27 protein-coding genes are annotated in these 26,923 nt (G+C 37.9%); 1 reads left to right on the forward strand and 26 read right to left on the reverse strand.

The genetic code is table 11. The features are described 5' to 3' along the window. Positions 1–67 precede the first annotated feature (67 nt). The 24 genes from PQF83_RS18100 to nuoA form a co-directional block, all read right to left on the reverse strand. Positions 68–745 (reverse strand): CpsD/CapB family tyrosine-protein kinase, encoded by a 678-nt coding sequence (locus tag PQF83_RS18100; protein WP_000467927.1) that lies wholly within the window; start codon positions 743–745, stop codon positions 68–70. Positions 746–1,111: 366 nt separating this feature from the next. After that, complete coding sequence (gene fabZ, locus PQF83_RS18105; RefSeq protein WP_000931956.1) at positions 1,112–1,546, reverse strand: 3-hydroxyacyl-ACP dehydratase FabZ; 435 nt, start codon at positions 1,544–1,546, stop codon at positions 1,112–1,114. Positions 1,547–1,969: 423 nt separating this feature from the next. Beyond that, positions 1,970–2,971: a rod shape-determining protein gene (locus PQF83_RS18110; protein WP_000457987.1), complete on the reverse strand. Its 1,002-nt coding sequence runs from the start codon at positions 2,969–2,971 to the stop codon at positions 1,970–1,972. A gap of 161 nt (positions 2,972–3,132) precedes the next feature. Beyond that, entirely contained in the window at positions 3,133–3,405 is a 273-nt protein-coding gene (gene spoIIID, locus PQF83_RS18115) for a sporulation transcriptional regulator SpoIIID (RefSeq protein ID WP_000544012.1), read from the reverse strand. Between the two features lie 307 nt (positions 3,406–3,712). Next, complete coding sequence (locus tag PQF83_RS18120; RefSeq protein WP_000008903.1) at positions 3,713–3,847, reverse strand: hypothetical protein; 135 nt, start codon at positions 3,845–3,847, stop codon at positions 3,713–3,715. 141 nt (positions 3,848–3,988) lie between these two features. Next, entirely contained in the window at positions 3,989–4,894 is a 906-nt protein-coding gene (locus PQF83_RS18125; RefSeq protein WP_001214941.1) for a M23 family metallopeptidase, read from the reverse strand. Between the two features lie 161 nt (positions 4,895–5,055). After that, on the reverse strand, positions 5,056–5,763 hold the full coding sequence (locus PQF83_RS18130) for an ABC transporter permease (RefSeq protein WP_000144424.1): 708 nt from the start codon (positions 5,761–5,763) through the stop codon (positions 5,056–5,058). Beyond that, positions 5,763–6,605, reverse strand: coding sequence for an ABC transporter ATP-binding protein (locus tag PQF83_RS18135; RefSeq protein WP_000170843.1), 843 nt, complete (start codon positions 6,603–6,605; stop codon positions 5,763–5,765). Before PQF83_RS18135 ends, PQF83_RS18130 begins: the two co-directional genes overlap by 1 nt. Positions 6,606–6,786: 181 nt before the next feature. Then, on the reverse strand, positions 6,787–7,794 hold the full coding sequence (locus PQF83_RS18140; protein WP_001185951.1) for a LytTR family transcriptional regulator DNA-binding domain-containing protein: 1,008 nt from the start codon (positions 7,792–7,794) through the stop codon (positions 6,787–6,789). A gap of 98 nt (positions 7,795–7,892) precedes the next feature. Then, positions 7,893–8,912 (reverse strand): stage II sporulation protein D, encoded by a 1,020-nt coding sequence (spoIID, locus tag PQF83_RS18145; protein WP_000672634.1) that lies wholly within the window; start codon positions 8,910–8,912, stop codon positions 7,893–7,895. 209 nt (positions 8,913–9,121) lie between these two features. After that, positions 9,122–10,426: a UDP-N-acetylglucosamine 1-carboxyvinyltransferase gene (gene murA / locus PQF83_RS18150; protein ID WP_000411259.1), complete on the reverse strand. Its 1,305-nt coding sequence runs from the start codon at positions 10,424–10,426 to the stop codon at positions 9,122–9,124. Between the two features lie 39 nt (positions 10,427–10,465). Next, on the reverse strand, positions 10,466–11,170 hold the full coding sequence (locus PQF83_RS18155) for a YwmB family TATA-box binding protein (protein WP_000767902.1): 705 nt from the start codon (positions 11,168–11,170) through the stop codon (positions 10,466–10,468). Between the two features lie 51 nt (positions 11,171–11,221). Further along, entirely contained in the window at positions 11,222–11,458 is a 237-nt protein-coding gene (locus tag PQF83_RS18160; protein WP_000940742.1) for a DUF1146 family protein, read from the reverse strand. A gap of 213 nt (positions 11,459–11,671) precedes the next feature. Further along, entirely contained in the window at positions 11,672–13,186 is a 1,515-nt protein-coding gene (gene nuoN / locus PQF83_RS18165) for an NADH-quinone oxidoreductase subunit NuoN (protein ID WP_002163458.1), read from the reverse strand. 7 nt (positions 13,187–13,193) lie between these two features. Further along, positions 13,194–14,696: an NADH-quinone oxidoreductase subunit M gene (locus PQF83_RS18170; protein WP_000998918.1), complete on the reverse strand. Its 1,503-nt coding sequence runs from the start codon at positions 14,694–14,696 to the stop codon at positions 13,194–13,196. After that, positions 14,693–16,555 carry an NADH-quinone oxidoreductase subunit L gene (gene nuoL, locus PQF83_RS18175; protein WP_000568201.1) on the reverse strand — a complete coding sequence of 621 codons (1,863 nt, stop codon included), beginning with the start codon at positions 16,553–16,555 and terminating at the stop codon, positions 14,693–14,695. Before nuoL ends, PQF83_RS18170 begins: the two co-directional genes overlap by 4 nt. A 29-nt stretch (positions 16,556–16,584) precedes the next feature. Continuing rightward, positions 16,585–16,899: an NADH-quinone oxidoreductase subunit NuoK gene (gene nuoK / locus PQF83_RS18180; RefSeq protein WP_000100082.1), complete on the reverse strand. Its 315-nt coding sequence runs from the start codon at positions 16,897–16,899 to the stop codon at positions 16,585–16,587. Next, positions 16,892–17,416 carry an NADH-quinone oxidoreductase subunit J gene (locus PQF83_RS18185; RefSeq protein ID WP_001012803.1) on the reverse strand — a complete coding sequence of 175 codons (525 nt, stop codon included), beginning with the start codon at positions 17,414–17,416 and terminating at the stop codon, positions 16,892–16,894. The genes nuoK and PQF83_RS18185 overlap by 8 nt, the downstream gene beginning before the upstream one ends. Next, positions 17,413–17,832, reverse strand: coding sequence for an NADH-quinone oxidoreductase subunit NuoI (gene nuoI, locus PQF83_RS18190; RefSeq protein WP_000677191.1), 420 nt, complete (start codon positions 17,830–17,832; stop codon positions 17,413–17,415). Before nuoI ends, PQF83_RS18185 begins: the two co-directional genes overlap by 4 nt. A gap of 25 nt (positions 17,833–17,857) precedes the next feature. Further along, entirely contained in the window at positions 17,858–18,859 is a 1,002-nt protein-coding gene (nuoH, locus tag PQF83_RS18195; protein WP_000573429.1) for an NADH-quinone oxidoreductase subunit NuoH, read from the reverse strand. Beyond that, the gene (gene nuoD / locus PQF83_RS18200; RefSeq protein ID WP_000621432.1) at positions 18,859–19,959 is read right to left on the reverse strand and encodes an NADH-quinone oxidoreductase subunit NuoD; all 1,101 of its coding nucleotides are present in this window, start codon (positions 19,957–19,959) and stop codon (positions 18,859–18,861) included. Before nuoD ends, nuoH begins: the two co-directional genes overlap by 1 nt. A gap of 4 nt (positions 19,960–19,963) precedes the next feature. Next, the gene (locus PQF83_RS18205) at positions 19,964–21,421 is read right to left on the reverse strand and encodes an NADH-quinone oxidoreductase subunit C (protein ID WP_001283210.1); all 1,458 of its coding nucleotides are present in this window, start codon (positions 21,419–21,421) and stop codon (positions 19,964–19,966) included. Then, positions 21,418–21,936, reverse strand: coding sequence for an NADH-quinone oxidoreductase subunit NuoB (nuoB, locus tag PQF83_RS18210; protein ID WP_000236331.1), 519 nt, complete (start codon positions 21,934–21,936; stop codon positions 21,418–21,420). Before nuoB ends, PQF83_RS18205 begins: the two co-directional genes overlap by 4 nt. Further along, entirely contained in the window at positions 21,927–22,295 is a 369-nt protein-coding gene (gene nuoA / locus PQF83_RS18215; RefSeq protein WP_000179275.1) for an NADH-quinone oxidoreductase subunit NuoA, read from the reverse strand. Before nuoA ends, nuoB begins: the two co-directional genes overlap by 10 nt. A 290-nt stretch (positions 22,296–22,585) precedes the next feature. Between nuoA and PQF83_RS18220 the strand changes: the two genes are divergently transcribed. After that, on the forward strand, positions 22,586–25,315 hold the full coding sequence (locus PQF83_RS18220) for a putative bifunctional diguanylate cyclase/phosphodiesterase (RefSeq protein ID WP_000744988.1): 2,730 nt from the start codon (positions 22,586–22,588) through the stop codon (positions 25,313–25,315). 74 nt (positions 25,316–25,389) lie between these two features. Here PQF83_RS18220 and PQF83_RS18225 read toward each other — a convergent pair whose 3' ends face one another. Both PQF83_RS18225 and PQF83_RS18230 read right to left on the reverse strand, forming a co-directional pair. Next, a complete protein-coding gene (locus PQF83_RS18225; RefSeq protein WP_000578699.1) occupies positions 25,390–26,043 on the reverse strand; it encodes a DUF975 family protein in 654 nt (217 codons plus the stop codon). A gap of 47 nt (positions 26,044–26,090) precedes the next feature. Continuing rightward, positions 26,091–26,882 carry a DUF975 family protein gene (locus PQF83_RS18230; protein ID WP_000578798.1) on the reverse strand — a complete coding sequence of 264 codons (792 nt, stop codon included), beginning with the start codon at positions 26,880–26,882 and terminating at the stop codon, positions 26,091–26,093. Positions 26,883–26,923 lie beyond the last annotated feature (41 nt).

Consider the following 26,923-nt stretch of genomic DNA (forward strand, 5'->3'; position numbering starts at 1 on the left):
GCAAAAATTCGAAAAAGCCGATAAAATTATTTATCAGCTCAGAATTTACTATTCTACACATTATTTCCTAATAATATCCATATTGTTCCTTTTCTTCTCTCTTATCGTTTAAAACGACACCAAGTTGTTTACCAGATGCCTTGTCTAATATTTGCTTCGCCTTTACGATTTTATCTTTTTCTGTTTTTTCACTACGTACGACCAGTACAATTCCATCACATTTATTTGCAAGTATTTGTGCATCGGTAACCGCAAGGACTGGTGGTGTGTCGATTAAAATAATATCAAACATGTTATATGCTTCTAGTAATAGCTCGTCCATTGCCCGGCTACCTAATAGTTCAGCCGGGTTTGGCGGGATTGGACCTGAAGTCATTAAGTATACATTCTCTATATCTGTTTTTTGAATACATTGCATGAATTTCGCTTGTCCTGATAATAGGTTCGTTAAGCCATTAGGGCTATGAACAGCAAATAAGTTTTGAATTGTTGGCTTACGTAAGTCTGCTCCAATTAACAATACCTTTTTCCCTTGTTGACCGAAAACAACTGCTAGATTGGAAACGGTCGTTGTTTTTCCTTCACCCGGATTTGCCGAAGTGACAACAATAGAACGGATACTGCTATCTATAGATGTAAACTCAATGTTTGTACGGATGTTACGGTACTGTTCCGCAATACGTGACTTAGGCTCTTTATGTGTAATTAATTGTCGTAATGGTTTTCTTTTTTTTCTCCCGAACATGGTATGATCTCCTCTTTTCAAAATGCGACACTTTCCCCTTTATCTCTCTATGTTCGATATGCTACGCTCATTTTTCATTTTTTTATACTGTTAATTTCCCCCATCACTTTCCTCTACACTTCATCATAACCAATCATAATAAGCTTTGTCCTAGCTCATACCCTTTATAATGTGACAACCGCGTCTCTATTTTTATCGCGCTATCATTTATCTTAGTTTCAAGATATTTATAGCGTCATTATATACGAACTTCCATTCATTTACAACAAGAATTCTGATTAATCTGTATTTTAATATTTCGGATAAAAGATATATAAATTAAAAAAATTCTCCTGCATGTTGCAGAAGAATTTTTTTAATTCACATCTATTCTTTTTTATCACCAATCGCAAATGTAATTTCAGCTTCACAAGCAATTTCACCATCTACTGTTGCGATTGCTTTTCCTTTTCCGATTGGACCACGTACACGTGTCATTTCAACCTCTAGGCGAAGTTGATCACCTGGACGTACTTGTTTTTTGAAACGACAATTGTCGATACCTGCGAAGAAAGCAAGTCTTCCGCGGTTTTCTTCTTTCTTTAATACAGCAACTGCTCCAACTTGTGCCAATGCTTCTACAATAAGTACACCAGGCATAACTGCATAGTCAGGGAAGTGCCCGTTAAAGAATTCTTCGTTTGCGGATACATTTTTAATTCCAACCGCTCTTTTCCCTTCATCTACTTCTAATATTTTATCAACAAGTAAAAATGGATAGCGGTGAGGAATGATTTCTTTAATTTGTTCTATATTTAGCATATAACAATCGCCCCTTTTGTAATATTGGTCTTACCACTTGGACATATTGTCTATTATCCCATTTTGTTTATTGTTTGTCATTATAAAGTGAAACTTTACTTCCTATTTATAAAAAAATGCATACACTCTATTCTCTTAAAATAGTTGCATATCCTTGCAACTGACACGGAGGTAGAAAAGAGTGTATGCCCAGATTAGGGAAAGGCAATATGTATTAACACATGATTTGCCTTAATGTCGTATTCGACTCATTATATTATAAACGTTTTCAAATACGGAAATATTAAATTTAACCATATATATGAATATTTTACCTATATTCTTCGTTTTTCTTTATTTTTCTTCTATTTTCTCAAAAAATCGAAATAAAAAAATAAAAATACAAAAAAAAGAACTAAGGTTTACACCTTAGTTCCTTTCACTTTATCGTAAAGCACGCTTTGGTAATCTATCGATATTCTCTAACATAATACCTGTACCAACCGCAACGCAGTGCATTGGGTTTTCAGCAATTAATACTGGTACTTTTAGTTCTTCTGCTAGGAGCATGTCAATGCCGTGTAGTAAAGCTCCACCGCCTGTTAGAATGACACCGCGGTCGATGATGTCCGCTGATAATTCTGGTGGTGTGCGCTCTAGTACGCCTTTTGCAGCTTGTACAATAACAGCTGCATTTTCTTTTAATGCTTCTGTAATTTCTTCTGAGCATACTGTAATTGTGCGTGGTAAACCTGTTACCATGTCACGTCCGCGAATTTCAAGTTCTTCGCTACGTGCACCTGGGAATACTGTACCAACTTTAATTTTAATATCTTCTGAAGTACGTTCTCCTATTAATAGCTTATACTTACGTTTAATGTAGTTTAAGATCTCCATATCAAACTTATCGCCAGCCATTTTGATAGAGGAAGAGGTAACAATATCACCCATAGATAGTACAGCGATATCTGTTGTACCTCCACCAATATCAACAACCATGTTACCGCTTGGTTGGAAGATTTCCATACCAGCACCAACTGCGGCTACTTTTGGTTCTTCTTCTAAAAATACTGTTTTACCACCTGAACGTTCAGCAGCCTCACGAATTGCTTTTTGTTCTACTGATGTGATATTTGTTGGACAACAAATTAAAATGCGAGGTTTTGAAAAGAAGCTCTTTACGTCCAATTTGTTAATGAAATACTTTAACATTGCTTCTGTAATTTCGAAATCTGCGATTACACCATCTTTTAGTGGACGAATGGCTACAATATTACCAGGCGTACGTCCCACCATACTTCTTGCTTCTTCACCTACTGCTAATACTTTACCTGTGTTACGATCAATAGCAACAACAGATGGCTCATTTAATACAATACCCTTACCTTTAACATGGATTAATACGTTAGCCGTACCTAGGTCAATTCCGATATCTCGCGCAAACATTCCCGTTTTTTCCTCCTCGATATTCAAAATCAGGTTACACCCGAATTCTTTTACACCTAATTTCTGATTTTATCATAAATTTAACAGAAACGTAATATTCGCAAAAAGAATTCTTCTGAAAAATATTACCGAATTGAAACGGAATGTTTGCGATCGCATACTTATTGACGTACCGGCTTTTCTACATCTTCTTTTCTATACTTTTGCTTTGTTGCTTCTCCGCCTCTTAAATGACGAATAGACTTATGATAATCAAGAATTTCTTTCACTTCATTTGCGAGCTCTGGATTAATTTCTGGTAGACGTTCCGTTAAGTCTTTATGGACTGTACTCTTTGATACCCCAAATTCCTTTGCAATGACACGCACTGTCTTTCTTGTCTCCACGATATACTTACCAATCTTGATAGTTCTCTCTTTGATGTAATCGTGCACACCACTCGCCTCCCTAAATTGGATGTGAGAAGGGTGAAATGAGCCTCGCTGCATACGACTAAGAAGTAAGTGTGAGTGCTGTTTGTAAGCGTTAAACATTCTTGGATTTATAATGAAATGATTCACGATTTCTCACCTCAAACACTCTCTTTGCTTTGGTTTATACCATTGTATTGCCCGCACTACTGATATATGCTACATGTTCACTATTTTTGCGGACTAAGTTAAGAAAAATTACGTTTTTTTGTGAGAAATACGTTAACAGTGACTATTTTGGCGAAAAAAATGACACCTTGTATACAAGGTGTCATTCTTCTCGTTCTAACTCTTCTTCTAACAATTGATGGTGGGGAACCTCTTTCTTACCGGCAATGTAATAATATAAAGTAAATAAAACAAACAATAAAATAATAGCAGTCGACAGAACAAACAAAAATGACACAGTATCCCCTCCTTTTTGTAATATATATTCGAGAATCTCGTCATTTTTCCTTGTTATTGCAACTTTTTTCTCGAAATTGAGTATTTTTATATGGAAATAAAAAAATCAGCTCTCCTAGTGAGAACTGATTTTTTCACTTTCTTATTCTTGTGAAGAAGAACTGTTAGATGATTCTGTAGAACCATTTGTTGATTTTTCTTCTTTCTTCGGTTCTTCTTTTTTGTCACTAGTTGAACCGCTAGTTGATTTCTCTTCTTTTTGAGACTTGTCTTCTGTTTTACTTTCTGGTTTCGTGCTCGTTGACTTTTCTTCTTTTTGAGATTTGTCATCAGCTTTTTTACCAGAAGCGTTCGTTGCCTTTGCAGCACCTGCATCAGCTTTAATTTCTGCTACTGACTTATTTAAGTAGCGCTCAGGGTTCACAGCCACATTGTCTTTACGTACTTCAAAGTGAACGTGAGAACCTGCTTCTTTATTCATGGCACTTAGACCGGATTTTCCTAATACTTCACCTTGTACAACTCGTGCACCTTTTTCTACTTTTACACTGCCTAAGCTTTGATAAGAAGCTGCTACACCATTTCCGCTATCAACTGTTACAACATAACCAAGAAGTGAATCTTTTTCAGCTTTCGTTACTGTACCACTTAAAGCAGCTGTAACATTGAATTCTTTTCCATTCTTCGCAGCAATGTCAATTCCTTTGTTCGGGGAATATGTGTTGTTATAAAAGACAAGTGCTTTTTCTTGTTCCGCCTCAGTTGCTGCATCTTCATAGAACTTCTTCTGTACAACTACTTCCGCATTAGCAGGAGCTGGCATTTTCACTACTTCTGAAGACTTCGTTACTGGTACTGCTGGATCTTCCGTTTGTGTATACGGCGTTGCTTGATCTTGGTTCGGAGTCTTCTTCGGATTAGCTCCTTGGAACCATAGCGCAACCATTAAGATTACCGCTGCACAAGCAATGTATAGTGCCGGAAATACCCATCTTTTTTGAAATAAATGTACTACCTTTTGCGACTTTTTATTATTTCTTCCTCGCATTCCATCATCACCTCAGCAATCATTTTGAACAATATTCACGCATCCTATACAACGTATAACTAATTACTTTTCGACAAAATCTGTAAAAATATGTATAGGAATTACAAAATTTCCGAGGAAATGATAGAAAAAAGAAAAAACTGAGCGTTTCAGCTCAGTTTTTAGTCCATTTGTTTCTTTTTGTAAATTACAATACAAAGAATAATTGAAAGCACACACCAAATTATAATATTGATTAAATCACCACTAACAGTTGAAAATCCTTTTCCAGCTAGCAATTTCGGCATTGCATCTGCAAGATGTTTCGTTGGGAGAAAATCGATTGCTTTTTTTACAAAATCACTTTTAATAAATTGCCCGAACATTGGAGCTAAAAGAAAAACAAATAGAATCGGCATACCTACTACTGATGTTGACGCCGTTGTTTTAGCTATTAATCCAATCGCCGTACCTAACATAAGGAAGAAAAATATACTAACAAGTAAAAATAGAGTGATTAAAACCATATTCCCCTTCATTACACCTAAAATAGCAAAGTTACTAATACAAATTACAAATGTAATAAGAGCTGTTAATGCACTTTTCCCTAATAATACTTCTAACGATGATGCTGGTGATAACATCATCACACGTAGTGTGTGCTTTTCTTTTTCTTCCGCAATTAAAGCCGCTTGAACAAAGCTTCCTACCATTGTTAAGGCCATTAAAGTTACCATATTAGCGATTTGTTCTTTCGGTCCATCCATCTGTTGATAAACAAAAGAAAATACAAGTGGCAGTGCTGCCATTACGAGTACAGATGCATTTGCTTTAATATCCTGTACCTCTTTCCGAAAAATAGCTGAAAATCGTCTCATTGAAAATGTCATTATAATCCCCTCCCAGTAACTTCAATAAAGATATCGCCTAGCGTTGGTTCGTGTGAATGAATCGATAGTAACTCGCCTTTTTTCATCCATTCTGAAATGCGTTTTGCACCTAATTCGTCTTTTTGCACGACTTCTTTTTGCTTATCTTTTAATACGACCTGTATTTGATCTTTCGCGTACTGCAAGCGAAGATTTTCTGGTGTATCAAGCGCTACAATTTCTCCGCTACATAGAAAGGCAATGCGGTTACAAAGCGTCTCTGCTTCTTCCATATTGTGCGTCGTTAAAAAAATTGTCGTTCCTTCTTTATTTAAATCTTTTAAGACTTTATGAATGTTTTGTACGTTAACTGGATCAAGTGCAGATGTCGGTTCGTCTAAGAAGAGGATATCTGGTTTATGAAGGATTGCTCTAGCTAATGTGACGCGCTGCTTCATTCCTTTTGATAATTTCTTTACTAATGTTTTTTTATCATCTAATAGATTCACTTGCGCTAGCACTTCATCGATTCGTTCTTTTTTACAATCGTATAAGTCACAAAATAATAGTAAGTTATCATAAATGCTAAGCCTTTCATATAAGCCACTGTTGTCTGTTAAAATACCAATTCGTTTATAATCGATGCTGCTTGGCCCTGTAATATCTTTCCCTAATACTTTTACCGTTCCAACGCTATGAAGTAATTGAGAAGTTAATATTTTTACTGTCGTCGTTTTCCCAGATCCACTCGGTCCGAGGAATCCAAAAATTTCTCCTTGCTTCACCTCAATATTTACATTTCGAAGTGCCGTTTTTTCGTTGAAACTTTTCATTACATCTTTCATTTCAATTGCCAATGTCATCTCGTCATCCCCTTTGTTTTTTGCTTTTATAGATGAAAGTCGCTTTAGCGCTTTTCGTTTGTTTGTTTCGCTTTTCTTGACTCCATCATATGAAAATCAAAGGGTTTACGCAGTAAAATACCGGTAAAAGGAGTATTTTTACCAGTGAATGAATCGTATTTTGAGCTTATTGGAGTACTTCTTATAGCCCAATTACACCTTTCAACTCATCCATTCGTCCTTTCGAAAGCGGAATTGAACTTTTTCTTTCGTCGTCTAAAATTAAGCTGAAACTGTTACGAGTCCAAGTAATTACTTCTCGTACTCTTTGTAAATTCACAAGGTAAGAGCGATGACATCTAAAGAAACCAAAACCTGTTAATCTTACTTCTAGTTCACTTAATGTTAATGCGCATACGAAATCCCCTTCACGAACATGAATATGTGTCACTCCGTTTTGCGTTTCAATGAAATGAATTTCCATTGGGTCTAATAAAATGATTTTATCGTTTACTTTCGCTGGTATTCTTTCTAACTTCATTTGCGGAATCATTTGAACGACTTTTTCTTCATCGACCTCTTCTGCTTCCTCTTGTTCGATTTCTACTTTTTTCACACCATCATTGTTTAATATGTATACATCTTCTGTTAATGAAAGGGCGTCCGATAGAAACGATGATGTAATAAAAATTGCCTTTCCTTGCTCTTTCATTTTCATAATTGCTTTTCGAATCATAATCGTACTCTCTGTATCTACATTTTGCTCCGGCTCTTCCAAAATAACTAAATCCGGATTATGGATCATAACTCGTCCAATATGAAGACGACGTTTCTCTGAAAATGATAATTTTTCTATTTTAACGTTTAACTTATCTAAGAGACCGACATATTGTACTACTTCTTCCGTACTCATATTTGATTCATAAAGCCCTATTAAGAACTTGAAGTATTCCTTTACCTTCAAACGATCATATGCCTCATCTTTCAAAAAACAAAAACCGATGCGGGAATAATTTCTCTTTCCAATCGCTTCACCTTCAAATAGCACATTGCCAGTTGAAGCTTCTTCCTCACCAATAATAATGCGGTGCAATACTTTAGCTGTATGGTTATTACATTGCAAAACAACACATTGCCCCTTCTCAACCTTTAGTTCAACTGCCGGTAACTGGTTCGTCTTACCTAACTGTTTCAACTCCAGTAACGCCATTTTGTCTCCCCCAAATACTTTTTATCTTATTATACCAAACAATTAATGGAAAATTATGATATTTTAAACAAAAAGCAGGTGCCAGGAGACCCTGACACCTACTTCTTCACCATCAACTTACCTTCATAATCGTTCATCGTCTTTATTTCAACGCCTTTGTAGTAATGAGCGACGATATCTGTATATTTCTTGCCTTCTGCTGCCATGCCGTTCGCGCCGTATTGGCTCATGCCAACGCCGTGACCGAAGCCCTTCGTCGTAACAACGATTTTATCTCCCTCTTGTTTCCACGTGAAATCAGAGGAGCGTAAATCTAATTTGTCACGCACATCTCTTCCGGTTAATGTTTTCCCTTGAAATGCTACATCTTTTACACGTTTTCCTTCCGTACGCCCTTTAATGTCGCCAACTTTTCCGTCTGCTAACACTTTCACACCGAGACGTTTTTGAAAGTCAGCTACGGTAAAGGTTTGCTCACTCGTAAATTTCGGAGAAGCTTGATCCCACGGACTATCTACACTCTTTAAGTACGGATAATCATTTCCCCAATAATCGGCTGCATTTTCTGTCCGGCCATTACTCGTTGAGAAGAAGGATGCTGAGATTGGCTTTCCGTCATACGTTAAAACTTGTCCTGCGGTTTTCGAAACAGCTTCTTCGATTTTCTTCAAATTATTTTCGTAGTTATTGCCCCATTGTTTTTTCAATTCTTCTTTGCTTTTGTACACTTGATCTTTCACCGTATCTGTCACGTCCGCATTGTTTTTCTTACCTCCGCTTAGCATACGCTGCACGACAAATGTTCTCGCTGCTAATGCCTGCGCCTTTAGCGCCTCTATTTCAAAATTGGCATTCATCTCAGAAGCTACTACACCGGTCACATACTCCTCCATAGGTAATGACTCTACCTTTTTCTGTTTCTCGCGATATACAGCAACTTGAACCGCTGTATCCACTTTCCCTGGAGCTGGTATACTTTCTATCGCTGGAGGAGTTTTAGAAGCTGCTTTTTCCTCTACTTTTGCTTTCGCAAACGGAATCACAAGAGCAGCAGGTACAATGATAACGAGCGCTATGAGAAGCGCTACTGTAATAAAAAGTGGCTTTGAAAATTTCATCTTATTTCCCCCAATATGAAAAAGCTTTACTCCATTCATTCTTATGGAACAACTCTTTCTTTTAGAACATACTTAAGGGGAACCATATAAAACGAAAATTTTCTAAATATTTTTACTGGTACGTGCATAAGTATAGAATTTCTTGACTATAACAGTAATAAGCCCAAAAAAAATAGCCTCTATGTCAAAAGACATAGAGACTATTTCAATTAAGCGTGAAGATCAGAAACTTCTTGTTCTTTCACTTCTTCTACTTTTTCGTTTACACGTTCAATAGTTGCACCTAATGCAGCTAATTTCTTATGGAAGTTTACATAGCCACGGTCAAGATGTTTTAACTCAGTTACACGAGTGTAACCTTCTGATACTAAACCAGCTAAGATTAATGCAGCTGCAGCACGTAAATCAGTTGCTGCTACTTCAGCACCTTGTAAGCTGTTTGGACCGTTCATAATAACAGAACGACCTTCGATTTTAATATCAGCATTCATACGACGGAATTCTTCAACGTGCATAAAGCGGTTTTCAAATACCGTTTCTGTAATCATACTTGTTCCATCAGCTTGTAGTAATAATGCCATCATTTGTGATTGCATGTCTGTTGGGAAACCTGGGTGAGGCATAGTTTTAATATCAACCGCTTTTAACTTATCTGGGCCGATAACACGTACACCTTCATTTTCCTCAATAATTTTAACACCCATTTCTTCCATCTTCGCTGTAATTGAGCGTAAATGTTCAGGCACAGCATTTTCAATTAAGATGTCTCCACCAGTAATTGCCGCTGCAACCATGAATGTTCCCGCTTCAATACGGTCAGGAATAATAGAGTGGTTTGCACCATATAATTTATCAACGCCTTCGATACGAATCGTTCCAGTTCCAGCTCCGCGTACTTTCGCTCCCATCGCATTTAAGAAGTTAGCTAAGTCAACGATTTCTGGTTCTTTCGCTGCGTTTTCAAGGATTGTTGTCCCTTTTGCTAATGTAGCTGCAGACATAATGTTTTCTGTCGCGCCCACGCTTGGGAAGTCTAAATAAATTTTAGCTCCTTTTAGTTCTCCCTCAACGTATGCCTCAACAAAACCGTTACCAACCTGTACTTTTGCTCCCATTGCTTCGAAGCCTTTTAAATGTTGGTCAATTGGACGTGAACCAATTGCACATCCACCAGGAAGTGCAATACGAGCACGACCGTTACGTGCTAATAAAGGTCCCATTACTTGAACAGATGCACGCATTTTACGTACATATTCAAATGGTGCTTCAATGTTTAGCTCTTTAGAAGCATCGATTGTTACTTTGTTATTTTCAAATACGACTTCAGCATTTAAATGACGTAATACCTCATTAATTGTGTATACATCAGACAAAACTGGTACTTCAGATAGTACATTCTTTCCATCACTCGCTAATAGGGCTGCAGCGATTATAGGTAATACAGCATTTTTTGCGCCCTCAACACGCACTGTGCCGTTTAACCGCTTTCCGCCACGGACGATGATCTTTTCCAAATTATTCCCCTCCGTGTCCTTTTTTCAGTATCTATTCACTCAATACTCAGAAGTTATGATCGGTGTGCCAACCACAATTGTATCTTTGTTGTCTGTAGAACGTATTGCTATTTGCACATTTATTTTCTCTCTATTTGTTGAAAGAGCGTCATCCCACTTTTTATTGTATGCGGAGACTGACACAAATGCTCTTTCTTCTATCTGTTCGATCGCTCTTGCTGAAAGATCTTTCAAAACCTGATTGGTTTTATTTTGCAAAACACCTTCAATCTTATCATTCAGTACACCTTGAACACAAGTGTAAATTATAGGTTTTTCACTAAAAATTTTATTCGTTTTCTGAATATACTTCGGGTCCCATTTTGCCCCGCTTACTTCAAAGATAATGAAAGTGTTTTCTTTAGTATTTTCCTTACTCCAAGTTACTACTACTCGTTCTTCATAGGAAGAAAATTTTTTATAGGATGTAGCTTTATATCCATCTGGAGATTGCTCTAATTCCCACTTTTGAATATTCGCCTTATCCTTCACATCGTTTAACAACTTTTGAAACGTATGTATATTAGAAATTGTTTTTGTTTCTCGTGCTAACCATGACCATTTCTCTACTTTAGCATCATTTTTCTCTACAGCTGCGATCATGTTCTCCATCTTCTGTTCATCGCTTATCGGTTTCATCTCTCTATATCCAACCAAAAATAAAACAACACTAAGTGCAACAATAAGAATGGCTTTAAGCTTCAATTTCATCCCCTCCTATCCCCATTGTTAACGGAGATTTGAGGTTCTATACACTTACTTTACTAAATACGTTAAACTCTTTGAATAGCCTAAATAATCAAGGAAAAAGTTACTTACAGATGTCCCAATTGCAATTGTAATTAAGATGAGTAATACTCTCGTCTGCATCACCTTTCCAGGCTTCATTAAACGCTCAATGTGAATACCTTGTAAGGCCCACCACGTAATGGTAATAAACAATAAATGCGAAACAATGGCAATCAGTGCTTGTTGCCCTAAAAGATGTGCCAAAAAACCGACCCCTTTTTACCTAGCTACTACTTACGAAATCTTATAAAAACGATACCATAATAAGTAGAAGCCACACTTTTTCAAATACAAATAAGCATCTTACATGTTACATCGTAATTTTTCTCTTTAAAAGCGTATACTTATATGCATTTTCAATTGTAATTCACACAAAATAAAAAGCGCAGAGTAACGACTCCACACCTTTTATTTTCACTATTGTACCACGTTCCCTAAGAAGAAGAAATCTTTCATTAATGGAAAATATTCATAAAAGAAATTGTATCCAATCATCGGCATAATCCCTAGTATTACAATCGAAATTGCGCAAAGGCTCATCACAACCTTTATATTGAGTGGCAACCGAATTTTCTCTTCTACTTCTCCCGTACGGAAAAACATTTGCTGTAAAATACGGAAATAATATACGAATGAAATGACTGTCGTCCCCATCATAATAGAAGCTAGTACGTAATGAGCTGGCTCTACATGAAGGGCCCCTAAAAAGATGTTAATTTTCCCAATGAAACCAGCTGTTCCTGGTATCCCCGCTAGCGATAAAATAAAAATCGTCATCACGATTGCTGTAAATGGCGATCTTTTATATAATCCGGTGAAAATGGTGATATTTTCTTTGTCGCTTTGTAAGATTAAGGCGTGGATAATTGCAAACGCGCCTATATTCATAAGCATATACGCAAGCATGTAAAACCACATGCTATCCATCGTAAATGGCGATAATGCTACAAGCGGTACGAGTAAATATCCTGCATGCGCGATTCCTGAATAAGCAAATAAGCGTTTTACGTTATATTGCTTTAATGCGACTACATTTCCAATAATCATCGTAATACTAGCTAGCACAGCGATGTATATGCTCATACGTCCGTATAAAGATTGCATGTCTCCTTGCACCGATACACTTGCAAAAACCATGAGGAACAGACGCATAATGAGTAAGAACCCAGCAATTTTAGAAATCGTTCCAAGAAAAGCAGTAACAGGTGTAGCCGCTCCCTCATACACATCAGGCGCCCACATATGAAACGGCACTGTCGCAATTTTGAATGAGAGCCCAACGAGTAAGAGTAGGAATGCGAGAGCTAGCAATAACTGAATACCACCAGCCAGTTCCCCGGCAAATACTTTTTGCATATCCACGATATTAGTTGACCCTGTAATGCCGTATAAGTAACTCATTCCAAAGAGTGTAATTGCCGTTCCAATTCCTCCATTAATGACATATTTCATGGCCGCCTCATTTGATGCACGGTTCTGTTTTCGTATTCCTACTAAAATGTAGGAAGAAAGTGAAAGCAATTCTAAACCGACGAAAAGTGTAACGAAATCAACGCTAGAAGCCATAAACATCGCCCCAAGAAGCGCCATTAAAAATAAGTAATAATACTCTCCCTTATCTTCAATTGGATTTTTCTTATCATCGCTCATTGCGGTGCACAAAATGAGGGCCGCTCCGCCTAATAACAACGTTTTAAATCCTTTTGAAAACCCATCTAACACAAACGAGCCATTTAAAATATCTCCCGCTGGTTCACCGTATAGCATAATTAATGATACGATCGCTAATACGATAGCTGCGATTGCACCAAGCGCTACATACCTATGGTTCAGCTTAAAAAACAAATCACATATGGAAAGAAGGATGGCAGCCCCGAGAATGATGAATTCTGGCACCATGAGATACCATGATAAGCTAAGTAACGTATTCATATCCACCCTACTTCACCCCCAATGTTTTCAATGTATTTTGAAGCGGATCCCCTAGTATTTCTGGCATTACTCCAATTGCAATAATGCAGAAGATAAGTAGTAAAATCGGGACATACTCCCATCCGTGTATATCAGCTTTCGCTTCCCACTCTTTCTTACCAAATGTTACTTGAAGGGTTGCTCTTAATACGTATACAGCAGTTAAAATGATGCCAAGTACTCCGGCCGCAGCAATAACTGGCTCCCCTTGGAATAAACCGAGAAAGGCAAGAAACTCGCTAACAAATCCAGACATTCCCGGCAATCCAAGCGATGCCATTCCTCCCGCTAAGAAGAAACCGCTAAGTACTGGTACACTTTTTGCAAGTCCGCCAAGCGCTGTAATATTTGATGTTCCAAAGCGCTGTTCTATAACACCAAGTAAGAAAAAGAGTAAAGCTGCAATTAAACCGTGCGAAACAACTTGGAATAAAGCGCCTTGTGTACCTGGTGCATTTAACGCCCCAAGGCCCATTAATACAATACCCATATGCGAAATACTAGAATAAGCAAGCACCTTCCGAAAGTCTGTTTGAATGAGCGCTAAGAAGGCTCCGTACAATAAATTGATAACTCCTAAAATCGCAATGAGCGTTGCAAACTCGCGAAAGTATTCCGGAAATAGTCCCTGTCCGAAGCGGATTATACCGTATGCTCCAATCTTCAGTAAAACACCTGCATGAAGCATAACGACAGCCGGATGTGCTTCAATATGTACATTGACCATCCAGCGATGTAACGGGAAAACGGGTAGTTTAATCGCAAAAGCGATCATTATACTAAGAAACAAGCCGAACTGTAAGCTATTTGGGACAGCCATTCCTCCGCCAGCACCTACACTCGTTAATATTTCTTTAAGCTCTGTAATATTGGTTGTACCTGTTTTCGCAAATAAAACCGAGAAAACGATAAGCAAAATAGCGGAGCCAATACCGTTATATATTAAATAACTATAAGCAGCCTTTTCACTCGACAATTTCCCCCACTTCCCAATTAATAAAAACATCGGTGGCAATGTAATTTCAAAGAAGATAAAGAACAACATTAAATTTTGAGCAGCGAAGACACCGAGCATCCCTATTTCTAACATGAGTAACAGCATATAAAATGCTTTCAAATTCCTTTTAATCGTAAATGCCGCAATTGCTGCAAGCATCGCTAGAAGGGCCGTCAGTACCATCATAACGAGCGATAAACCATCAATACCAAGTTCGTAATAAATGGAAAACCACCTTTTATCCACCGCTGCAAAATCCCCAAATGTAATCCATTTCACTTTTTCATCAAATAGAGACAAACTCTTTCCAGAAGCATATGTACAAGCGAGGACGATAGCCATTCCGAATGGAAGCACCGTTCCAAATAAACCGAGCGCTCGCACTGTACGTGATTCTTTTTTCGGTGTTAATGTAAGTAAGAGAATTCCTAAAAGCGGGGAAAAAATGAAGAACGTTAATAACAAATCATTCATCGTAAATCCCCTCCCGTATAGAGCAAAATAATGAAGAGTACTGCAAGTGAAACAGCTGTTACAGTCCCGTACACTTGTACATTTCCGTTTTGGAGTCTAGAGCCAATTGCACTTATCCCTTTCACTAAACTCCCTATTAAAACGGCAATTCCTTCGACTACATACACTTCAAATAGGCGAAGCACATGAGCGATTCCTTTCGTAATAGGAAGCACCGTCATATTGTATAGTTCATCCACATAATATTTTTCTTTCAAAAGTTTATAAAGAGGCGAGTCCTCGCCACCAGCCCAATCTCTAGCAATAGATTTCTTGCCATATATGAAATATGCAAGAGCAATCCCTGTCAAAGAAACGAGCGTCGCAACAATCATAATCCAAACTGGTCCGTGTGCCTCTCGCACTTTAAATGCTACATCTTTCGTAAGCCAATCCCCGAGAAACGTTCCAAACCACGGTGTATTTATATAACCTGCCACGACTGCAAGAACGCCAAGGACAATCATCGGATACGTCATGATGCGGGGCGATTCATGCACATCTTCCTTCGTCTTCGCTTCCCCAGTAAAGACAAGAAAGTATAGGCGGAACATGTAGAACGCTGTTAGGAATGCTGCAATTATCGCTAAGACGAATAAAACATAATTGCCGTTCATCCAAGCTGCCGCTAAAATTTCATCTTTACTAAAGAAACCGGAAAGGAGTGGCACACCACTAATTGCAAGAGTACCGATTAAAAATAAGGCACCTGTTACTTTCATCTTCTTCTGTAAACCGCCCATTTTATTAATGTTTTGCGTATGCACGGCATGAATGACACTTCCTGCCGCCAAAAATAGCAACGCTTTAAAAAAAGCGTGTGTCGTTAAATGGAACACACCAGCTACATAACCGGCAGATCCTAATGCAAGCATCATATACCCGAGCTGGCTAACTGTAGAATAAGCAAGTACTCTCTTTATATCCGTTTGTACAAGACCGATGGAAGCTGCAAAGATTGCAGTAAAGGCGCCAACAATTGCTACCGTCTGCATCGCCACCGCACTTGCTGAAAATAGCGGAAACATCGTTGCCACTAAATATACGCCAGCTGCTACCATCGTCGCCGCATGAATAAGTGCCGAAACAGGCGTCGGCCCTTCCATCGCATCCGGTAACCACGTATGAAGCGGGAACTGACCTGATTTCCCCATCGCCCCGATAAAAATTAATATCGCCGTTATTGTAATCATTGTCGGAGTCAGATCACCCGTATGAATCGCTCTAAAAATTGCGTCATATTCAAAACTACCTGCATGCCAGAAAATTAAGATCATCCCAATAAATAAACCGACATCGCCAATACGTGTCATAATAAAAGCTTTTTTCGCAGCAGCCTTCGCTTCTTCTTTAAAGAAATAAAAACCGATGAGTAAGAACGAACCAAGGCCGACTAACTCCCAAAATATATAAAGCTGTAATAAATTCGGTGATATAACAAGCCCGAGCATCGCAAATGTAAAGAGTCCTAAATAGGCATAAAAGGTTGGTAATCTTTCCTCACCTTTCATATAACCTTTCGAATACACGTGTACAAGTAAACTCACAAGTGTAACGATAAACAACATTAAAGCCCCTAATGCTGTCACTTCAAAGCCAAATGATATATCAATATCTCCAGCTCTAAGCCATACCCACTTATGCTTCACTGGTACTGTCGTAAATCTTTCTATTAATACAAGTACCGCACATATAAAGGAGAGAAAGACGAAGAAAATACTAAGTACACTGCTTCCTTCTCTAATTTTCTTCCCGAATATAATTAATAACAAAAACGAAACAAGCGGGAAAAGCGGTATGAGCCATGCATAATCGATCATTGTTTCCTTCCCCCTTTTCGGTCACAATGTTATCCTTTGAGCGTATCCATTTCATCTACATGAACTGTCGTACGATTACGATATAAAGCAATTAAAATGGCGAGTCCTACCGCCGCCTCCGCTGCTGCTACAGCCATCGTAAACAGAGAGAAAATTTGCCCTGTTACATTTGGGAACAAACCTAATTTACTAAACGCTACTAAGTTTAAATTGGCTGCGTTCAGCATTAATTCAATACAAACTAATACAATCACTGTATTGCGCTTCGTTAAAGCTCCAAACAAACCGATGCAAAATAAAATAATCGCAAGCGTTAAATACGCAGAAGCAGGAACGCTACTCATTGGAATCCTCCTCTTTCTCATCCTTCTTCGCAAGAATAATTGCGCCAACAAGTGCTACAAGTAAAATAACTGAGGTTAACTCAAATGGAATGATATATTTTGAATAGAGAAGCGTACCGATTTGAAGTGTGTTTTTTTCATGGAGAGGTAAACTTCCTTGTGTGCTTTCATTTGCGAAATCAATATTGTTAACAGCGAAATACATAACTGCCCCAAATGCTACAACCGCAAAGAAGATAATCCATTTTCGAAGAGTAAGACGCGATTCATTTTCCGCGTTATGTTTCGTTAACATAATGCCAAAAATCATAATAATTGTGATCGCACCCGAGTAAAGTAAAATTTGTGCAACCCCGATAAATTCAGCTGATAAAAGAAAGTACAAACCTGCAATGCTGAGAAATGTTAGAACGAGAGCTAGCATCATATGCATGACCTTCGTTAAGTTCAACATAAGAACGCCGCCGATAATTGCAGACAAGGATAGTATAAAGAATGCTATAAACTCGCCATTCATGCTTTATTCTCCTTCCTAACGTTTTCGTCGTTTTCATCAAGCCACTGCAAATTTTTAAATAAGTCATCCCGTGAATATTCCGCGAGTTCAAAGTTATTTGTCATAACAATCGCCTCTGTCGGACAAACTTCTGTACATAAATCACAAAGAATACAAATTTCAAAATTAATATCGTACGTGTCAATAATTTTTCCTTTTTTCGTAGGATCCGGATGTTTTTTCCCCGTTAACTGAATACAGTCTGTCGGACAAATATTGGAGCACTGGTTACAAACGATACACTTTTCTGGATAAAACTTTTGAATCCCTCGAAAACGATCTGGCAATGGCAACGGTTGATTCGGATAATCATACGTCACTTTCTTTTTACTCAAATTGCTTAATGTATATTTTAATCCTTTAAATAGCCCTTTCATCTCTTACTGGCACCCCCTTCATAGATTAGAAGAATAACTCCTTAATCAATGCCGTTAAGAAAATATTTGCAAGTGCAATTGGCAATAATACTTTCCAGCCAAACTCCATTAACTGATCACCTCTTATACGCGGAAACGTAACGCGGAACCAAATTAATAGAAAAACTACACTGCTAAACTTTAAAGCAAACCATACGGCACCTGGGATAAATCCAAGGAACATAACTGGATTCCATCCGCCTAAAAAGAGCACTGTAATTAAAGATGCCATCCCGAAGAAATATACGTACTCTGAAAGCATAAAGAACGCCCAGCGAAACCCTGAGTATTCCGTATGATATCCAGAAACAAGCTCCGACTCAGCTTCTGGTAAATCAAACGGCGTCCTATTTAACTCTGCTACTGCTGCGATTAAAAATACGATGAAACCGATTGGTTGCACGAAAATGTACCAAACATTTTCCTGTGCTGCTACGATTTCATTTAAATTTAAGCTACCAGCTAACAAAACGATCCCAATTACACTCATTACGAGCGGAATTTCATAAGAAATCATTTGCGCCGCTGCACGCATCCCTCCTAAAAGGGAATATTTATTATTCGATGCCCATCCTCCGGTTACGACACCAATCGTCGTAATACCAGAAACAGCAATGTAATACAGTAAGCCTACGCCAATATCCGCGAACTGAAATTTATCAGTAAATGGGATGACTGCAAGCACCATAAATGCTGGTGCGAACGCAATGACAGGTGCTAATATAAACAACGGTTTATCTGCCGCCTTCGGAATACTATCTTCTTTCAATAATAGTTTTAAAACATCGGCTACCGTTTGCAACAGACCAAACCGGCCCCCGACTTGGTTTGGCCCAATCCGCCCTTGCATAAAACCCATCACTTTCCGTTCTGCCAAAATACCATATGTAACGAAGCCAAGGACTGCAAATAATAGGAGCACCGCTAATCCGAAAAAAATGAAGAAATTCGTCCAGCTAGAAGGTGATTGTAAGAGCGTTTCAATCATTAGCCATCAACCTCCCCAAGTACAATATCCACTCCACCTAAAATCGTAATTAAATTGGCGATGTTTTCGCCTTTCAATAACTTCGGTAAAATTTGCAAATTGTAAAAAGACGGCCTGCGAAACTTCAAGCGGTACGGCTCTTTCTTTCCGTCACTAGCAATATAGCAACCAATCTCTCCTCGCGGCGACTCTATACGGACGAATGCTTCCCCTTTAGGAGCCTTAATAATTTTCGGTACTTTCGCAAGTACTGCTCCTTCTTTCGGGAACTGCTGGACTGCTTGCTCGACAATTTTTAACGACTCCTCAATTTCCTTCATGCGGCAAACGTAGCGATCCCAAGCATCCCCCACGCTCCCAACAGGAATATCGAAATCAAAACGGTCGTAAATGGAGTACGGTTCATCCTTGCGAAGATCCCAGTTTACTCCGGTGCACCGCAAATTCGCTCCGCTTAAAGAATACGAAATCGCTTCCTCCGCGCTATATATACCAACGCCTTTTACACGATTTAAGAAAATCTCATTGCCGCTAACAAGATCATGATACCCTGCCAATTGTTCTCTCATATACGGAACAAATTCTTCCACTTTTTCAATCCAACCATCCGGTGCATCCCACTTTACACCGCCGACTCTCATATAGTTAAAAGTAAGCCGGGCACCGCATAATTCGTTTAATAAATTTATAATCATCTCTCGTTCACGAAACGCGTACAAAAACGGGCTAACCGCTCCTATATCAAGAAGATTTGTCCCCCACCAAACGAGGTGGCTCGCAATCCTTCCAAGCTCCATTGCAAGTACTCGCAAGTATTCGGCACGCTCCGGGATTTCAAGCCCCATCATCGTCTCTACAGCATGGCAAATGACGTAATTATTCGTCATAGCCGATAAATAATCCATCCGATCTGTATAAGGGATAATTTGCGTATACTGTAAGCTCTCTGCAATCTTTTCGGTCCCGCGATGCAAATATCCAATAACCGGTGTAGCTTCTTTAATAATTTCCCCGTCAATTTTAATAACGAGCCTGAACACACCGTGCGTACTCGGATGCTGAGGACCTACATTCAAAAGCATTTCTTCCGTACGGATCATTTAGCTACACCTCCACATCATACGGTTCATAATCTTTCCTAAGCGGGTGCCCTACCCAATCATCAGGCATTAAAATACGTGATAAATTCGGATGCCCCTTAAATACGATACCAAGCAAATCATACGCTTCCCGCTCTGGCCAATCTGCCCCTTTCCAAAGCGCTGTCACCGATTCCACTTGCGGTGCTTCCCTATCCAACTTCACCTTCACCGCTACTGACTGTTTCTTTCCATATGAAAATAAATGAACATACACTTCCATATGTGTCATAAAATCCGTCGCATGTAGCTCTGACATATAATCAAATGCAAGTCCCTCATGGAATCGCAGTAACTCCATTACTTCATAATATTTTGAGGGCTCCACTACAAGAGTTGGTACATCTTTGGAAAGTTTATTAATGTAGCAATCTACTAAAGCATCCTCTCCTACTTTTCCCTTAATAACTTCAACATACTGATTTAAATACGGTTGATTCACAGATGGCTCTTCCTGCTTCGTCTCTTCTTCCTTCTTACCTTCAGCACCCTTCATCTTCGCCCTTACAGCCGCTGCCGCTTTTGCCTTCGCTGCTGCAATTGCCTTCGCCTTTTCATCCCCCGAATCCCCATCACCTTGCGATGCTTTCTGCTTCGCTAACGCCGCTGCTTTTGCTTTCGCGGCGGCGACTGCCTTCGCTTTCGCCTTGGCCTTTTCTTCTTCCGTCACTTCTTCTGTTCCTTCTCTTTTTTGCTTCGCTAACGCCGCTGCTTTCGCTTTTGCGGCTGCTGCTGCCTTCGCCTTTGCTTTTGCCTTTTCTTCTTCTGTTCCTTCTCTTTTTTGTTTCGCTAACGCCGCCGCTTTCGCTTTTGCAGCCGCTGCTGCCTTCGTCTTCGCTTTGGCCTTTTCCTCTTCCGTTACTTCTTCTATTCCTTCTCTTTTCTGTTTCGCTAACGCCGCCGCTTTCGCTTTTGCAGCCGCTGCTGCCTTCGCCTTTGCTTTGGCCTTTTCTTCTTCCGTCACTTCTTCTGTTCCTTCTCTTTTTTGTTTCGCTAACGCCGCTGCTTTTGCTTTTGCAGCCGCTGCTGCCTTCGCCTTTGCTTTGGCCTTTTCCTCTTCCGTCACTTCTTCTGTTCCTTCTCTTTTTTGCTTTGCTAACGCCGCTGCTTTCGCTTTTGCCGCGGCTGCCGCCTTCGTCTTCGCTTTGGCCTTTTCCTCTTCCGTTACTTCTTCTATTCCTTCTCTTTTCTGTTTCGCTAACGCCGCTGCTTTTACTTTTGCCGCCGCGGCTGCACGTCGTTTTGCTTCTTCTATAGTCATATCGTCATTTTTTGGTAGCGCTTTCTCTTTTTCGCGATTTTCTTCCTCAAGTTTACTTATTTCCACACCATGTTTCGCAACAAGGCGCTTTCTCGCCTCTTCTTTCGCACGCCTAGCCGCTTCTCTTTTTAAATCCTCTAAGTCTTTGTTAGGATCACTCATTTATTCGTCACCTGCTTTCCAGTCTTTGCTTCGTAACGAATTTTTTCTTTTAATTTATTAATTCCATAAATTAAAGCTGCAGGATTTGGTGGGCAACCAGGGATATACACGTCAACTGGCACAATTTGATCTACACCTTTCACAACAGCGTACGAATTTACATATGGACCACCTGCTGTCGCACAAGATCCCATTGCAATAACCCATTTCGGTTCAGGCATTTGGTCATATAAGCGCCGAACAATAGGAGCCATCTTCTTCGTTACCGTTCCCGACACAATCATAACGTCCGATTGCCTTGGTGAAGTCCGAAAAAATGACCCAAATCGATCTAAATCATAATGTGATGAACCTACTCCCATCATTTCAATTGCACAGCATGCCAGTCCGAATGTCATCGGCCATAAAGAATTACTTCTCGCCCATCCTTTCAACTGTTCCAATGTAGAAAAAAAGATATTTCGTTCTAATTCCGCTCGCTCATTTGGATGTAATTCCTCAAAATTTATAACCATTGTAACACCTTCTTTTTCCAAGCATACGCTAATCCAACTAGCAACATTACAACAAAGATGAGCATTTCAATCAGTGCAAATAAACCGAGGTTGTCATATGCAACAGCCCATGGATATAAAAATAAAGTTTCTACATCAAAGATGACAAACAATAAAGCAAAAATATAATAACGAGCATGAAACCGAATATTCGCATCATGAAAAGGCTCAATCCCGCTCTCATACGTCGTCGCTTTCGCTGCACTTGGTTTATTTGGGCGCAGCATCCTTCCTAATGTAAGAGCCACTACCGGCAGCAATATGCCTAATAGCAAGAAAATCAAAACGATCATATAACTATTTTCATATACACTTGCCATTGTGAAACCCTCCCCCCTAAATTAAGAACAAGTTCACTTAGTAAACAATATGTCCTAGTTGCAGTAATTATTATTTTTAAATTTTTCTAAATAATGCAACTATTTTAATCATTATAGCAAACTTCAAATTCCTATGTCGATATGTTGGGGACAGAAACGAGAATTATTAAAATCTGTTTTTATAACTTGCTATACTTGCGCAAAATAAGTATATAGGTTATATATGTTTTTTAAGAAACTATAAAAAATACAAAAGAGGAATTTATATGTATATACCGTGGGTGAGATAGATGAAAAAACAAACACATGTAAGTATTCTTATAAGCATTACATTGCTATCTATAGTAATTCATTACGTGGCAATGCCTTTTCTATATGAATACTCATTTCCCTTTCAAATATTAATTGGAATGAGTACTTTATTCATTGATATTATCGCTTGTAGTTATATACTTTATTTTTCAAATATGAAAGAAGGGTTACCTCGTTTATTTTGGACGATATTATGCGTTGGAACTCTCTCTTATTTCATCGGGGATATCGTCGTTGCCTATCAACGTTTAATTTTAAAGGACTACTATACATTCGTTGATCCGTCCGACTTTTTTTATTTACTTTTTTTAATTAGCTTTGCATTCGCCTTTCTATATGAAATCATTTATAACCGAGATTTATTAGAAAAGCTTTTTATGATATGTGATATTTGTATTATTGTTACAGCACAATTCACTTTAAGTTACTACTTACTTATTGAAAGAACCATTCACATTTCTTCAACATCCTATATCGACATATTTGTTCAACTTACTTATCCAATGACCGATTTACTCTTTTTCCTCATAGGAATTAATCTGTTATTCAAGCCTTTATCTTTATTATCCAAAAAGGTTGGCGCACTTCTTGGCAGTGCTTTACTTTTATATGCTACTACAGATGCGATTTATGCTTATATCAAATACTTCATACCCGAGTATTCTATGTTTACAGTTACTCCTCTTTATCAAGTAACTTTAGTACTAGTAGCAATCGCATGTATTATTCATACAAAAGAACCTGAAAAACAAGAACAAGTGCTATTAACACCTAAATTTGGGGAAGCGATCAGATTATCATTACCTTATATTTCTGTCGTAATGCTTATTGTTTTCATATTAGTCGAATATGTTTTCGCGCCTATTGTAGTAATTGGGCTTATGATAACTTTCTCCTTCGTTCTCATACGCCATAGTTTAGTTCGAAAACAAAATAAAATATTATTATTAGCCCAAATGCAATTCAACTCAGAACTCGAAAAACAAATTGAACTGCGTACAGAAGATTTAGTAGAACAAAAAAATGAACTGTATCATAACCAACAAATGTTTAAATCTTTATACGAGCATCATCCAGATCCAATCTTCACATTAGATTTATACGGTAATTTTCTTAACGTGAATAACGCTGGTACGACTTTACTCGGTTATCAAACGAATGAATTATTAAATCAGCCCTACTATTCACTTACGTATGAAGAAGATTTGGAAGAAATCATTAATGCCTTTCATCGCGTAAAAAAGGGGAAATCTATTTCTTTAGAAATACGGGCATATCATAAAAATAGAGATATTTACTACTTGCATGTGACAGCTGTTCCTATCTTTTTAAAGGATCATATTTCCGGAGTTTATTTAATGATTAAAGATATTACGGAAAGCAAACAACAACAAGAACAAATTAATTTTTTAGCATATCATGATACACTAACAGAGCTTGCAAATCGACGTGCATTTCATCAATATGTAGAACAAGCAATTGCGCGATCCAAAATATCAAAAATGCCTTTTGCTGTTATGTTTCTTGACCTAGATCGCTTTAAAGTTATTAACGATACCCTCGGTCATAGGGTAGGAGACCTTCTATTAATTGCAGTAGCAAAAAGACTCGAAAGTATAGCGACACCAAATATGAAGCTTGCCCGATTAGCTGGAGATGAGTTCACAATCCTTATCGAAAATTATAAAAAGAGGCCAGACGTAAAAAAAATAGCTGATACAATTGTAGCAGCCATGAACGAACCATTCGAAATTGAAAATCAACATTTACAAATCTCACCGAGCATCGGGATTGCAATATATCCTGAAGCAGGTGAAGATCCGTTATCAATTTTACAACATGCTGATATGGCCATGTACGAAGCAAAAAATAAAGGAAAAAATGGTAGCTCTCTGTACACGAAAGAATTGTATAAAAAAACGGAACGAAAAGCCCGAATTGAAAAAGATTTACCACTCGCTTTAGTAAACGAAGAATTTTATCTCGTCTATCAACCACAAATTGATATTACTACGAAAAAGATTATTGGTGCTGAAGCATTACTACGCTGGAAACACCCACTCCTAGGTGACATTCCGCCATGTGAGTTCATTCCAATTGTAGAGGAGACTCCTCAAGTCATTCCACTTGGTCATTGGGTATTAAATGAATCTTGTCGTCAGCTAAAAATATGGCATACTTTTGGCTACAAAGATTTAAAAATAAGTGTTAACTTATCAGCTAAAGAGTTCCAGCAAAATAATTTAATCGAGAACATTTTACAAATAATAACAGACGTTAAAGTCGATCCAAAAGATGTAACACTTGAATTAACAGAACGAATTGCAATGATCGATGAAAAGGAAACGTTATCCAAGCTAAAACAATTAAAGGAATATGGTATTCAAACGTCCATTGATGACTTCGGCACCGGCTATTCTTCTCTCGCTTATTTATCTATTTTCCCTATCGATACATTAAAAGTACCGAGAGAATTTACACAACTAGCTGATCATCGACCTGAAGAGAGAGCCATCGTGTCCACTATCCTTTCCCTTGCAAATACGTTAAACCTATCTGTCGTTGCTGAAGGAATTGAAACAGAAAAACAACTTAAGTTTCTACAAAAGAACAACTGTAAATATATGCAAGGTTACTATTTCAGTAAACCACTTACTAGTCATCAATTTATAAAATTTCTACAAAAAACACCTAGTATGAACCAATAACTCATACTAGGTGTTTTTATCATGCTATTTGCGGACTACACAGCTATTCATCGACGCAGAGTGTCCGACTCACTTTATAATGTCGGAATTTTTTTTTCGTAATATTCCTCTGCAATCTCTTCATAAAAAGCTGCTGACGTCGTATAAAAATATGGAATTAGCCATAAGAATCCAATCCCGAGTGTAATACAACTTAATATAAACCAACCAATAAAACTCAAACATAAAATGAAATACTCCATCTTATGTCCATCCATCATACGACGGCTTTCTGTAATCGCTTGATTTATAGAATACTCCGGGTGATCATTTATAATAAAGTACGTCATCGCATAAGAAAATGATTTAATAATGCCTGGGATAATGAACAGTAACGTCCATAAGAAAAGATAAAAATTTACTAATAAATATAATAAAAATGACTTTAAAAATCTCTTTCCCTCTGAAAACCAAATGAACACATTACCGATACTAGCTTGCTTTTCACGAAGGATATTTAAAGCAAGATAATATCCACCTAAAGTTAAAGGCCCAGTAACAAAAAATGTAAGGATATTTATTGAAATTGAATTTTTCGTTTCTTTCCAATCAAAAATTGAAGAAAATCCCCACTCAATACTAAAACTAAAAATCATGATTAGAATTGAAATAAGTAATGTCGCCCCGACAGCTAATCCCCATTTCCCTTCTAATGAATCTAATGCTTCTCCTTTTAAATCACCAATCATACGTAACCTCCTATACACAATAACTCTATTAGTATAGCATGTTCCTACTACAATTCATCTTTTGAAATATAGCGGTAAAAATGCGCTGTCGTTGTACTCACGTACGGACTAAGCCATAGAAAACCTATTCCAAGTGTAAAAATCGCTAAAATAGCCCACCCTATAAAGCTTAGCCATAAAAGAAACAGATCTAATTTATGCCCCTTCATCAGATTCTTACTTTCTTTCATTGCTTGCGAAACACTGTATTCCGGTTTTTCAACCATCACATAATATGTCATCGAATATGAAAAATACAAAATAGCCATTACAATAAACGAAATAGCTAATAAAATAAAGAAAACAATTATAAATGATGGATTTGCATTCTCATCAAGAAAACCTAATAGCCCAAATACAATCGTTCCTAACATCGGAACCCATATACCTGTATATAACAAAATTGCAAGCATAGCCCACATTGTTTTCATCATTCTTTTAAAGCCACGAAATCCTTCAAATAAATAATCCACTCTAGCATCTTCTCGTTTGCTTATTTGTAGAAACAAATTCGTATGACCATATGTGGTAATGCCATAAGCCGCATAACTTAAAATTATCATAAGGCAGTAAAAAACCCCAAACGTAATAGCAGCTCCAATTGCCATTGTTTCTTCTTCAATTGAACCAGTTAAAATAGATGCTAAAATAAATATTATAACTCCTGGAATTAATACTATAAGCATTACAGCCATTGAAACGACGTAACTTACAATATGATATAAAATCGTTGATCCAACACCTAGTCCCCATTTTCCTTTTAAAGAGTGCAATGCTTCTCGCTTCATTTCACCGATCATTTATTCATCCCCTTTATAAATTGTTGTACATTCTCTACTTA

The sequence above is a fragment of the Bacillus sp. FF-1 genome (genome assembly GCF_028548245.1).
Classification (GTDB): Bacteria; Bacillota; Bacilli; order Bacillales; family Bacillaceae_G; genus Bacillus_A; species Bacillus_A paranthracis.